8 protein-coding genes and 3 pseudogenes are annotated in these 12,435 nt (G+C 74.4%); 6 read left to right on the top strand and 5 right to left on the bottom strand.

Translation table 11 applies throughout. The features are described from left to right. Positions 1-36: 36 nt before the first annotated feature. Entirely contained in the window at positions 37-690 is a 654-nt protein-coding gene (phoU, locus tag Q3W71_RS19775) for a phosphate signaling complex protein PhoU (RefSeq protein WP_302920832.1), read from the top strand. A gap of 45 nt (positions 691-735) precedes the next feature. Here phoU and Q3W71_RS19770 read toward each other — a convergent pair whose 3' ends face one another. After that, the gene (locus Q3W71_RS19770; protein WP_302920831.1) at positions 736-1,503 is read right to left on the bottom strand and encodes a phosphoglyceromutase; all 768 of its coding nucleotides are present in this window, start codon (positions 1,501-1,503) and stop codon (positions 736-738) included. 150 nt (positions 1,504-1,653) lie between these two features. Here Q3W71_RS19770 and Q3W71_RS19765 point away from each other — a divergent pair. Beyond that, positions 1,654-2,877 (top strand): annotated as a pseudogene (locus Q3W71_RS19765) (MDR family MFS transporter); the annotation flags it as partial. 303 nt (positions 2,878-3,180) lie between these two features. Continuing rightward, on the top strand, positions 3,181-4,563 hold the full coding sequence (locus Q3W71_RS19760) for an MFS transporter (RefSeq protein ID WP_302920830.1): 1,383 nt from the start codon (positions 3,181-3,183) through the stop codon (positions 4,561-4,563). Between the two features lie 439 nt (positions 4,564-5,002). Here Q3W71_RS19760 and Q3W71_RS19755 read toward each other — a convergent pair. From Q3W71_RS19755 to mshA, 3 genes and pseudogenes are all read right to left on the bottom strand, one after another. After that, positions 5,003-5,371 (bottom strand): annotated as a pseudogene (locus Q3W71_RS19755) (hypothetical protein); the annotation flags it as partial. 974 nt (positions 5,372-6,345) lie between these two features. Continuing rightward, a complete protein-coding gene (locus Q3W71_RS19750; protein ID WP_302920829.1) occupies positions 6,346-6,945 on the bottom strand; it encodes a YbjN domain-containing protein in 600 nt (199 codons plus the stop codon). Between the two features lie 168 nt (positions 6,946-7,113). After that, positions 7,114-8,475 carry a D-inositol-3-phosphate glycosyltransferase gene (gene mshA / locus Q3W71_RS19745; protein ID WP_302920828.1) on the bottom strand — a complete coding sequence of 454 codons (1,362 nt, stop codon included), beginning with the start codon at positions 8,473-8,475 and terminating at the stop codon, positions 7,114-7,116. Between the two features lie 189 nt (positions 8,476-8,664). Between mshA and Q3W71_RS19740 the strand changes: the two genes are divergently transcribed. Both Q3W71_RS19740 and Q3W71_RS19735 read left to right on the top strand, forming a co-directional pair. Further along, a complete protein-coding gene (locus Q3W71_RS19740; RefSeq protein ID WP_302920827.1) occupies positions 8,665-9,429 on the top strand; it encodes an SDR family NAD(P)-dependent oxidoreductase in 765 nt (254 codons plus the stop codon). 13 nt (positions 9,430-9,442) lie between these two features. Then, on the top strand, positions 9,443-10,240 hold the full coding sequence (locus Q3W71_RS19735; RefSeq protein ID WP_302920826.1) for a class I SAM-dependent methyltransferase: 798 nt from the start codon (positions 9,443-9,445) through the stop codon (positions 10,238-10,240). A gap of 175 nt (positions 10,241-10,415) precedes the next feature. Here the strand turns inward: Q3W71_RS19735 and Q3W71_RS19730 are convergent. Further along, a pseudogene (locus Q3W71_RS19730) lies at positions 10,416-11,506 on the bottom strand (UDP-N-acetylmuramate dehydrogenase). A 69-nt stretch (positions 11,507-11,575) separates the two neighbouring features. Here Q3W71_RS19730 and Q3W71_RS19725 point away from each other — a divergent pair. Beyond that, positions 11,576-12,337 carry a maleylpyruvate isomerase family mycothiol-dependent enzyme gene (locus Q3W71_RS19725; protein ID WP_302920825.1) on the top strand — a complete coding sequence of 254 codons (762 nt, stop codon included), beginning with the start codon at positions 11,576-11,578 and terminating at the stop codon, positions 12,335-12,337. Positions 12,338-12,435 lie beyond the last annotated feature (98 nt).

Here is a 12,435-nt window from a genome sequence, read left to right as displayed (position 1 = left end):
GGCCCGGCCGGCGGTCACCGATTCCAGGACGTGAAGATGCGCGACGAGTTCCGGGCTGACCTGCAGATCGTCAGCCAACTGCTGGTGGACATGGCGGAGGGGATCCGGGCCGCGATGCGGCAGGCCACCCGCGCCCTGCTCACCGCGGACCGCCGGGCCGCCGAGACGGTGATCGAGCGGGACGCCGAGATCGACGACCTCTACCGGCACGTCGAGGAGCGGGTCTGCGACCTGCTCGCCCGCCAGGCGCCGGTCGCCTCCGACCTGCGCGCCATGATCACGGCACTGCACGTCGCGGCCGACCTGGAGCGGATGGGCGACCTGGCCGACCACGTGGCCAAGACCGCGCTGCGGCGGCACCCGTCGCCGGCGGTGCCGGCCGAGCTGCGGCCGATCTTCACCGACATGGCCGCCATCGCCGACCGGATGGCCGAGAAGATCGCCTCGGTGCTGGCCAAGCCCGACGTGGCGGTCGCCGCCGAACTGGACCGCGTCGACGACGCCATGGACGACCTGCACCGCAGCCTGTTCGGCGTGCTGCTCGGCGAGGACTGGCCGTACGGGGTGGAGACCGCGATCGACGCCACCCTGCTCGGCCGCTTCTACGAGCGGTTCGCCGACCACGCGGTGAACACCGCCGAGCACGTGATCTACCTGATCACCGGCGAGACCGCGCCCTCGGCCAGCTGAGCCGCCACCCCGGGCCCCGGCCGGTCGGCCGGGGCCCGGTGGCGTTCAGCGGCCCTGGTTGGCCACCGCGGCGGCGGCCTCCTTGGCGGCCGTCGGGTCCAGGTAGGTGCCGCCCAGGGTGAGCGGGCGCAGGTGCGGGTCGAGGTCGTAGCGCAGCGGGATGCCGGTCGGGATGTTGAGCTTGGCGATCGCCTCGTCGGAGATCTGGTCCAGGTGCTTGACCAGCGCCCGCAGCGAGTTGCCGTGCGCGGCCACCAGCACCGTCCGGCCGGCCAGGATGTCCGGCACGATCGAGTCGTACCAGTAGGGCAGCATCCGCTCGACGACGTCCTTGAGGCACTCGGTGCGCGGCATCAGCTCGCTCGGCAGCAGCGCGTACCGCGGGTCGCCGACCTGGGACCACTCGTCGTCGTCGGCGATCGGCGGCGGCGGGGTGTCGTACGACCGGCGCCAGAGCATGAACTGCTCCTCGCCGTACTCGTCCAGCGTCTGCTTCTTGTTCTTGCCCTGCAACGCGCCGTAGTGGCGCTCGTTGAGCCGCCAGGACCGGCGGACCGCGATCCAGTGCCGGTCCGCGGCGCTCAGTGACAGCTCGGCGGTCCGGATCGCGCGCCGCAGCACGCTGGTGTGCACCACGTCCGGCAGCAGGCCGTGCTCGCGCATCAGCTCGCCGCCGCGGCGCGCCTCGTTCTCGCCCTTCTCGGTGAGGTCGACGTCGACCCAGCCGGTGAAGAGGTTCTTGGCGTTCCAGTCGCTCTCGCCGTGCCGCAGCAGGACCAGCGTCCCGACGGTGGGCCCCTCGCTCGCAGTCATGCGGATCATCCTGCCGTACCCGGCGGTCGGACACGCGGCGACCGGTCGTGACGACCACCACGTGGAAAAGCCGATGACCGGCACTCCGCCCCGGCACTAGGTTGTAAGGCGTTTGTGATAGATCGGTCATTACCGAAGCGGGGGCGCCGGATGCGGACGGTACGAGGCTGGTTCAGGGACACGGCGGGCGGACTGCCGGGGCGGTTCTGGTACCTCTGGACCGGCACCCTGATCAACCGGCTCGGCTCGTTCGTGCTGGTGTTCCTGGCCATCTACCTCACCCAGGAGCGCGGCTTCTCCGCCTCGCAGGCCGGCCTGGTGATCGGGCTCTGGGGCGTCGGCGGCGCGGTCGGCACCACCGTCGGCGGCACCCTGACCGACCGCTGGGGACGCCGCCCCACCCTGCTCACCGCCCACCTGGGCGCGGCCACCATGATGCTCGCCCTCGGCTTCGCCCGGGACCTGTGGGCGGTGGCGCTCGGCGCGCTGCTGCTCGGCCTGTTCGCCGAGGCGGCCCGGCCGGCGTTCGGCGCGATGATGATCGACGTGGTGCCGGCCAAGGACCGGCTGCGCGCCTTCTCCCTGAACTACTGGGCGATCAACCTCGGCTTCGCCTGCGCCGCGGTGCTCGCCGGCCTCGCCGCCCAGGCCGGCTACCTGCTGCTCTTCGTGGTCGACGCGATCACCACGCTGGTCACCGCGCTGATCATCTTCGTCAAGGTGGGCGAGACCGGGACCGGCATCACCGCCACGCCGGCACGCGCCAAGGGCCCCGCACCGGCCGGGGCGCTGCGCACCATCCTGGCCGACCGGGTCTTCCTGGGCTTCGTGGCGTTGAACCTGCTCGCCGCGCTGGTCTTCCTCCAGCACATCTCGATGCTGCCGATCGCGATGGGCGACTCCGGCCTGAGCCCCGCCACGTACGGCTCGGTGATCGCGCTCAACGGCGTGCTGATCGTGGTGGGACAGCTCTTCGTCCCCCGGCTGATCCGCGGCCGGAGCCGGTCGCACGTGCTCGCCCTGGCCTCGGTGGTGATGGGCGTCGGCTTCGGGCTGACCGCGTTCGCCGACACCGCCTGGTTGTACGGGATCACCGTGCTGATCTGGACGCTCGGCGAGATGCTCAACTCGCCGTCCAACGCCACCCTCATCGCCGAACTCTCGCCCGCCGCGCTGCGCGGCCGCTACCAGGGCGTCTTCTCGCTCTCCTGGCAGGCCGCCGGCGCGCTGGCCCCGATCCTCGGCGGCCTGGTCCGGGAGCAGGCCGGCAACGGCGCCCTCTGGCTCGGCTGCGCCGCGATCGGCGCCGTGGCGGCGGTGGCCCACCTGGTCTCCGGGCCGGCCCGGGAGCGGCGCGCCGCCGCGCTGCGGGCGGTCGCCGAGCAGGTCGTGCCGGTCACCGCCACCCGGACGCCGGTGCCCGAGGCGGCCGAGGCGGCGGCCACCGCCCCCGCCCTGCCGGTGACGCCGAACGCCACGACCGAGGTCTCCCCGCCTCCCGCCACCACCGACGGCGGCGCCGCGGCGGGTGCGGCCGGGCCGGGGACGGGTGGTCGGGGCCCGACCCGGTCGACCGAGTCGGCCGGGACGCGGTGACCAGCGACACGTGGCGCCCGACGGCCGGGGTCCCTACCGTCTGGACGAAACTGTTAGTTAACTGAACTGTACGGAGGACGCGTGCGGCCCCTGCGGCGCTGGCTGGACGACACCGCCGGCGGGTTGCCCGCCACCTTCTGGTACCTCTGGGCCGGGCTGCTGATCAACCGGGCCGGCGCGTTCGCGATGCTCTTCCTGCCGCTCTACCTGACCGCGGCGCGGGGCGCGAGCGAGGCGGTGGCCGGCGTGGTGGTCGGCGCGTACGGGGCCGGCGGGGCGGCCGGGGTGCTGCTCGGCGGGGTGCTCGCCGACCGGTGGGGCCGGCGGTCCACGCTGCTCGCGGCCCACCTGGTCACCGCGGCCCTGATGGTGGCGCTGGCGTTCAGCCGCCACCTGGTGGTGATCGCGGTGCTGGCCGCGCTGGTCGGCGTCGTCCACTCGATGCCCAGCCCGGCGTTCGTCGCGGCGATCGTCGACGTGGTGCCCGAGCAGCGCCGCTCGCGCGCCTTCAACCTCCAGTTCTGGGCGTTCAACCTGGGCATGGCGGTGGCCTCGCTGCTGGCCGGCGTCCTCGCCGAGGCGAGCTTCGTCGCGCTCTTCCTGGTCGACGCGGCGGCCACCCTGCTGGCCGCCGCGGTGATCGCCTGGAAGGTCCCGGAGACCCTCCCGGGCCGCGCCGGCAGCGCCCGCCGCGCTCCGATCGTGGACGGTTTCCGTTCCACCCGAACCGAAACCGTCCACGATCCGGGCCATGGAGCCCCGGCGACGGCGGCCGGCCGAGGCCGGGTCGGCCCGGACGGCGGGCCGGTGTGGCCGGGCCGACGCTCCCGTCGGCCCGGGCTGCGCACCGCGCTGACCGACCGGATCTTCCTGGTCTTCGTGGGCCTGACCTTCGTGCTGGCCGTACTGACCCTGCAGACCTCGACGATCATGCCGCTGGCCATGCGGTCGGACGGGCTCAGCCCGTCCGCGTACGGCGCGGTGGTGGCGCTCGGCGGGGTGCTGATCGTGCTCGGCCAGCTCTTCGTGCCCCGGTTGATCGAGCGGCACCGCAAGGACCACGTGCTGGCCGTCTCCACCGGGCTGCTCGCGCTCGGCTTCGGCGCCCTCGCCTTCGCCGACGACCTGGCGGTCTACCTGGGCGCCGCGGTGGTCTGGACGGTGGGCTCGATGCTGGCCGCGCCGCCGAACGCGCAGATCAACGCCGACCTCGCCCCGCCCGACCTGCGGGCCCGCTACCAGTCGGTCTTCTACCTGGCCTTCCCGGCCGCGTCGTTCGTGGCGCCCACCCTCGGCGGGGTGAGCCTGCAGTACCTCGGCGAGCGGCACTGGCTGGTCGTCGGCGGGCTGGGGCTGCTGGCCGCCGCCGGGCACCTCTGGGCCGGCCCGCCCCGGGAACGGCGGGTGGCCGCGCTGCGCCGGGCCACCGCCGAGCGCCCCGAGCCGGCCCTCACCGGCGGCTGACAACCGGACAGCCGACCGGTACGGAACGCAAAGCGCCCGCCACGACAGAGTCGTGACGGGCACCCGCACCGTATGACCGGCGGCGGCGGGCGGCACTCACCCCCGTAAGCGTCGCCCGCTCGCGCCGCCGGTCCAAACGAGTGGACACCGTCCCCCAACGATGTTGCTCCACTCGTCCCCTGCGCCTCGCCCGGTGCACGGATCTGATCGATCCGCCGCTCCCCCGAACGTTTCCAAGCGTGGCGCGGTGCAATAAAGTTAGTTCGCCCGGTTTACGGATTCAACCCGCTCCGGCTGTCTCGCCGGTCACACGGATCAGGTGGACCGCTTCGCCGGGCCTCGTCTCCAGGTCAACTGCGGATACCCGTCGGCAATTCCCGCAAACACCCCGGGCGCCGAAACTCGACGGACATCGCGCGCCGCCGCCCGGACCGCTCGCTCACGCGTCCTCCCGGTCCGGAGACTCGGTCCGGAAGAAGTTGCTCTGCCGGCCGTCGCGCAGCTGCTCCTGGTAGATCAGGTTCAGCTTGCGCAGGTCGAAGGTCTGGAACCACTCGTCCCAGGTGATCTCGCGGATCCGGCTGCTCTCCCGGTAGCCCGGGATGTTGAACGTCAGCACCCCGGCCCGGCCCTCCCGCTCGGTGCCGGCGATGGTGGCCGGCTTCGCGCCCCGTTCCTGCGCCCAGCGCTGGATCACCTCGTGGTTGCTGGTGACCAGGCTCCGCCCGGGGCGTTCCGGCCGGTCGGCGAGGGACGTGATCGGCTGGGACGAGGTGACGGACCGGGAACTGCTCCGCCCGGTACGGACCCCGCCACCCGCGCTCGGCGCCGGCATCCGCGTCGCCCCGGCCGTGGCCTTCTGGGCCGCGGGCGCCTTCTTCGCGGCCGTGGTGGTCCGCCCCGCCGCCGTGGTCTTCGCGGCTGTGGTCTTCGCTGCCGTGGTCTTCGCGGCCGTGGTCTTCGCGGCCGTGGTCTTCCTCGCGGCGGGCGCCTTCTTCGCCGGCGCCTTCTTGGCCGCCGCGGTCGTCCGCCGCGCCGCCGTGGTCTTCTTCGCCGCCGGCGCCTTCTTCGCGGGTGCCTTCTTGGCCGGCGCCTTCTTGGCCGCCGCCGTGGTCCGCCGCGCCGCCGTGGTCTTCTTCGCCGCCGGCGCCTTCTTCGCGGGTGCCTTCTTGGCCGGCGCCTTCTTGGCCGCCGCCGTGGTCCGCCGGGCAGTCGCGGTCTTCTTCGCCGCGGTCGCGCCGGCCGCCTTCTTCGCGGGCGCCTTCTTCGCCGCCGTGGTCTTCTTCGCCGGCGCCTTCTTCGCCGCCGCCTTCTTCAGCGCGGCCTTCTTCGCCGGGGCGGTCTTGTTCGCCGGGGCGGCCTTGGCCCGGGCCGGTGCCGCCTTGCCGGCCGCCTTCTTCGTGGCCGCGGCGCGACCGGCCGCCGCCTTCGTGCCGGTGGCCCGGCCCGCCGGCCCGGTGCTCCGCCGGCCCGCTCCCCCGGCCGACCGCAGGGTCCGGACCAGGGTCTTCACCAGGTCCGGCTTGCGCAGCGCGGATATTCCGGAAACCCCGTGTCGGCGCAGCTGGCCGCGGAGGTCGTCGACCCGCATCCGGGAGATCTCCGACTCGGAGATCTCCGGGGTGTTCGGGGTCCGGTTGCCCGCCTGCCGTTTCGTCCTGGTCGCAGTCCCGCCGCGACCTGAGCTGTTCCGCTGAGCCATGGGACGCTCACGCTCCTCGACAGTCCGTCTTCGGCACGCGGCGGGTCCCAAGTGCCGCACCGCGCGGTGCGGCATACCCCTCAGGACGGGTCCGAACCTCCACCCGTCGCATCGGTGCGCCCGGCACCGGAAACGGCGTTCCCGGAACCGCCCGGCTCGCCGGTGCCGGCACCGGCGGCACCGCCACCGGACGGCTCGAAGAGGTGCGCGAACGCCGCCAGGTTCGCGGTGGATTCGCCCCGCTTGACCCGCCACTCCCACTCCCGGCGGATCGAGCTGCCGAAGCCGATCTCCAGCATCGTGTCGAAGGACTCGTCGGCGTACGTCAGCACCGCGCCGAGCAGCCGGTCGAGCTCGTCCGCGTCGACCCCGGCCGGGTTGACCCGACCGGTCAGGTAGACGTCGCCGACCGCGTCGATGGAGAAGGACACCCCGTACATCCGGGCGTTGCGCTGCAACAGCCAGGCCCACAGCTCCTCGCGGCGCTCGTCCGGCTGGCGCATCACGAACGCCTCGATCCGCAGCGCGTGCTCGCCGACGATCAGGTTGCAGATGGTCTTGAGCTTGTGCGTGCCGGGCAGGGTGACCGCGTACGACCCCGGGCCGGTGGGCTCCCAGGCCAGCTCCCGCTCGTCGCAGACCGACTCGATCAGGGCTTCAAGATCGCTCTTCCCGCTCACCGGACCCACTCTACGGCCGCCCCGGCCAGCTCACCGGACGGGCGAGCCACCGCAGGCGTCACGGGCGCCCCGCCCACGCGCGCCGACACCAGGGATACGACCCCGCGGCAGCGGGCTCGACCGTGCACACCAACTTCGCGGCGCACCCACCCCGGGCGTGCGGCCGCGTCACCAGGAGCAGGAGAGGGCGGGGTCGCCGGCCAGTTCGGCGGCGAGCCGGGCCCGGTGCGCGGAGATCGCCTCGCCGTAGACGTCGAGCAGCCCGGCGACGGTCCGGTCCCAGGAGAAGTGGCGCGCGTGCCGCTCGGCGTTGCGGGACAGCTCCTCCCGGCGCAGCCGGTCGGGCAGCAGCCGGCCGAGCGCGGCGGCCCAGTCGGCCGGGTCGTGGCCGTCCACCAGCACCCCGCTGACCTGGTCCCGCACCGCCGTGACCAGGCCGCCGACGGCGGCCGCCAGCACCGGCGTACCGCAGGCCTGCGCCTCCAGGGCGACCAGGCCGAAGGACTCGTTGTACGACGGCACCGCGACCAGGTCCGCGGCCCGGTACAGGGCGGGCAGGTCGTCGCCGGTCTGCGGGGGCAGGAAGCGCACCCGGTCGGCGATGCCGAGCGAGCCGGCCAGTTCGATCAGCGCGGTGGGCCGGTCCAGGCCGCTGCCGCTCGGCCCGCCACAGACCACCACGGTCAGCTCGGCGGCCAGCTCCGGATCGCACTCGCGCAGCGCGGCGGCGGCCCGGACCAGCACGTCGGGCGCCTTCAACGGCTGGATGCGGCCGACGAACGCCACCACGTACCCGGTGGCGGGCAGCCCGAGCCGGCGGCGGGCCGCGACCCGGGCCGCGGCCCGGTCCCGGGCCGGCCGGAACCGGGCCAGGTCGACCCCGGGCTCGACCACCGCGACCCGGGCCGGCTCGGCGTCGTACCGGTCGATCAGGTCGCGGGCCTCGACCCCGGTGTTGGCGACCAGCCGGTCGGCCTCGGCGACCACCTGCTCCTCGCCGATCACCCGGGCCTTGGGCTCCGGCCGGTCACCGGTCGCCAGCTGGGCGTTCTTGACCTTCGCGAGGGTGTGCGCGGTGTGCACCAGCGGCACCCCCCACCGTTCCTTGGCCAGCCAGCCGACCTGACCGGAGAGCCAGTAGTGGGAGTGGATGAGGTCGTACCAGCCCGGCGGCCGGGCGGCCTCGGCCCGGAGCACGCCGGCGCTGAAGGCGCAGAGCTGACCCGGCAGCTCCTCCTTGGTGAGACCCTCCAGCGGACCGGAGATGACGTGCCGGACGTGCACGCCGGGCGCCATCTCGACGACCGGGGGCAGGTCTCCGGAGGTGGCCCGGGTGAAGATGTCCACCTCGACGTCCGCCTCGGCCAGCCGCCGGGCCACCTCGAGGATGTAGACGTTCATCCCGCCGGCGTCGCCGGTGCCGGGCTGGTGCAGGGGTGAGGTGTGCACCGAGAGGGTCGCGATCCGCCGGGGCCGCGGCCACGGCCGGGCACCTCGCTGCCGACCCACGCCGGTGTGCAATTCCGCCACGTCCGCTCCCTCTGTCACGGTTGATGCCGTCCCGCACGCCCGGCGCTTTTCGGACAACGTCCTCGCCGGATGTCATCTTCCCCATCGGGGATCGGTAATGCCCGGGGAGGCGGTCGGGCGTGACGGACCTCATCGCGGCGCCGCCGGGCCGGCGCGAGCCGCCGCACCGGCCGGGGAGACAATGGCCGGATGAGCCCAGTCGCCATCGTCACCGGAGCGTCCAGCGGGATCGGCGCGGCCACCGCCCGCCGGCTCGCCGCCGAGGGTTTCCACGTGCTCGCCGCCGCCCGGCGTGCCGACCGGCTGGCCGGCCTGGTCGACGAGATCACCGCGGCCGGCGGCGCGGCCACGGCGGTGACCTGCGACATCACCTCCGACGAGTCGGTCGCCGGGCTCGCCGAGGCGGCGGCCGCGGCCCCCGGGCCGGTCACCCTGCTGGTGAACAACGCCGGCGGCGCGCGCGGGCTGGACCCGGTGGAGTCCGGCTCGGTCGCCGACTGGCAGTGGATGTACGACACCAACGTGCTCGGCACGCTGCGGGTCACCCAGGCGCTGCTGCCCGCGCTGGAGTCCTCCGGGGCCGGCACGATCGTGATCGTCTCGTCCACCGCCGGCTTCGTGGTGTACGAGGGCGGGGGCGGCTACACCGCGGCCAAGCACGCGCAGACCGCGATGGCCGGCACGTTGCGGCTGGAACTCTGCGGCCGGCCGGTCCGGGTCATCGAGATCGACCCCGGGATGGTGAAGACCGACGAGTTCGGGCTGGTCCGCTTCGACGGCGACGCCGACAGGGCCGCCGCTGTCTACGCCGGGGTGCCCGAGCCGCTGGTCGCCGACGACGTCGCCGACTGCATCGCCTGGTGCGCCACCCGCCCGCACCACGTCAACGTGGACCGGCTGGTCGTCCGCCCGCTGGCGCAGGCCGCCCAGCACAAGGTGCACCGGGTCGGCTGAGACGGGCCCGGGCGTGGCGGGGACGGCGCGGCGCCGGCCGCTCGGCGTGGTGACCCGGGGGACGACCAACCCCAACCGGCTGCGCCGGGTGGACAACTGGATCGTCGCCACTTGCGGGGACCGGTTGCGCGCCGCGGCCGACCCGCTGGTGGTCGACCTCGGCTACGGGGCGACCCCGGTCACCGCTGTGGAGCTGCGCGCCCGGCTGGCCGCCGCGGTCCGCGCCGACGTGCGGGTGGTCGGGCTGGAGATCGATCCGGTACGGGTGGCCGCCGCCGAGCCGGCCGCCGACCCGCCGTGGCTCACCTTCGCCCGGGGCGGCTTCGAGCTGGCCGGGCTGCGGCCCGCCCTGGTCCGCGCGTTCAACGTGCTGCGCCAGTACGACGAGAGCGAGGTGGCCGGCGCCTGGCGGACGATGACCGGCGGGCTCGCCCCCGGCGGGTTGCTGGTCGAGGGGACCTGCGACGAGCTGGGCCGGCTCGGCGGCTGGGTGCTGCTCGACGCCGACGGGCCGCGCACGCTGACCCTGGCCGCGAAGCTCGGCACCCTGGGCAGCCCGGCCGAGCTGGCCGAGCGGCTGCCCAAGGCGCTGATCCACCGCAACGTGCCCGGCGAGCCGATCCACGACTTCCTCCGCGCGCTCGACGACGCCTGGCACGCCGCCGCCGGCTACGCCCCGTACGGCCCCCGGCAACGCTGGCTGCGCACCGTCGAGTCGGTCAGGGCCGCCGGCTGGCCCGTCCTCGACCGCCCCCGCCGCTGGCGCCTCGGCGAACTGACCCTCCCCTGGCCCACCATCTCCCCCACCTGACCCACCCCCACCCACTCACCCCCACCCCCCCCCCACCCAGGTTGATCATGAGGTTGGCGTCGGTTCCCGCGATCGACATCGCCGCCAACCCATGATCAAGGGGGCGGGGCGGGGGCGGGGGGGCGGGGGGGGCGGGGGGGCGGGGGGCGCGGGCGGGGGCGGGGGGGTGGGGGGGTCAGATGGTGCAGTTGATGAGGACGGGTTCGGGGGTGGAGGGTGGCCGAAGCGGTGGTGGACGCCGTCGCGGATCTCCCGGGCCAGCTCGACCAGGGCGGCCGTGCTGGCGTTGCCGCCGCGGTTGGTCAGCGCCAGGGTGTGCTTGCTGGAGATGGCCACACCCTCCGGGCCGGGGTGGCCCTTGCCGAAGCCGGCCTTGTCGATCAGCCAGGCGGCGCTGACCTTGACCACGTCGCCGGCGCCCGGCCAGGCCGGCGGGTCGCCGAGGTCGGCCGCGCGCTCGCGCAGCAGCTCGTACGCCGACCGGTCCAGCACCGGGTTGGTGAAGAAGGAGCCGACCGAGCGGGTGTCCGGGTCGGTGGGGTCGAGCACCATGCCCTTGCCGGCGCGCAGCCGCAGCACGGTGGCCCTCGCGTCGGCCAGCGGCACCCGGTCGCCCACCTCGACGCCGAGCGCCCGGGCCAGCTCCGCGTAGCGGACCGGGCCGGAGAGCGGCGAGCGGGCCAGCCGGAAGTCGACGGCGAGCACCACCCAGCGGTCGCTGTACTTGAAGATGCTGGACCGGTAGGCGAAGCCGCAGTCGGCGGCGGCGATCCGCCCGGTGACGCCCTCCACCCGGTCGTAGACCTGGACGGCGGTGATGGTCTCGGCGACCTCCTGCCCGTACGCGCCCACGTTCTGGATCGGGGTGGCGCCGGTCGAGCCGGGGACCCCGGAGAGGCACTCCAGGCCGGACCAGCCGTTGGCGACAGTGGTGGCGACCAGCTCGTCCCACGGCTCGCCCGCCTCGACCCGTACGGTGACCGAGTCCGCGTCCTCGGCGAGGACCCGCAGGCCACGCGAGCGGACCAGCACCACCGTGCCGGGGAAACCGGCGTCCCCGATCACCACGTTGCTGCCGCCGGCGAGGATCAGGACCGGCTCGTCCCGTCCCTGCGCCTCGCGTACGCTTCGGACGATTTCCTCCGCGTTGGTGGCGGTCGTTATCCGCCCTGCCGGGCCGCCCAGGCGCAACGTGGTGAAACGCGCCAGATCGCACATGGCGTCGGCTCCGGCTCCGGTTGTCGGCTGGGCGTAGACGTCTGACACGCCTTTCACCCTAGGCTGTGGGTAGCCGCGGCACTCACTGGTGGCCGGGTCACCCCCGGGAGGATGGCGATGAGCAGACTGCACGGCACCAAGGACTTCTGGATCGGCGCGCTGCGCACGGAGGGGCCGGCGTTCGCCGCCGCCGTGGCCGAGGCACCTCCCGAGACCCCGGTGCTGTCCTGCCCCGGCTGGACGGTCGCCGACCTCACCCTGCACCTGGCCGCCTTCTACCGCTGGGCGCACTCGGTCGCCGGCTCGGGCGCGACCACCGCCCCGCCGAAGGGTCTCGACCCCGCCGACCTCGAACCGGGCGGCACCCCCGTGCAGGTCTGGCAACACGAGTTCGACCGGCTGATGACCCTCTTCGACGGGCTCGACCCGGAGGCCCCGGCCTGGAACTGGGCGCCGCAGCCGAAGAAGGCCGGGTTCTGGCCGCGCCGGGCCGCGCACGAGACGGCGGTGCACCGCTGGGACGCCCAGCTCGCCATCGCCGCCGGCGAGCCGGTGGAGGCGAAGCTCGCCGCCGACGGGGTGAGCGAGGTGCTGGACACCTGGCTGCCCGCCGGGCGGCGGCGGGTCCAGGGCCAGTGGCACGGCGTGGTGCACCTCTCCGCGGTGGACACCGCGCAGGAGTGGTACCTGAGGCTGCGCGGCGAGGGGGTCGCCCTGCTGGACACCGCCACCATTTTCGACCACGACGACCACCACGCCCGGGTGCAGGTCAGCGGCACGGCGAGCGACCTGCTGCTGGCGCTCTGGGGCCGGGTCAGCTTCGACACCCTCGACGTGGAGGGCGACCGCACCCTGCTCGACGGCCTGCGCACCGGCTGACCGCCGCACCGTCGACGACCCAGTGGCCTCCCGGCGACGGGGGGCCACTGTCGTGTCGCGACCACCGGGTGAGGCGCGCGCCGAGGTAACGATCCGGA

Origin of the sequence: Micromonospora sp. C28SCA-DRY-2, assembly GCF_030519475.1 — a bacterium.
Taxonomy (GTDB): Bacteria; Actinomycetota; Actinomycetes; order Mycobacteriales; family Micromonosporaceae; genus Micromonospora.
Note: the sequence above shows the minus strand (reverse complement) of the source record. Positions and strands in the feature narration are given on the sequence as shown.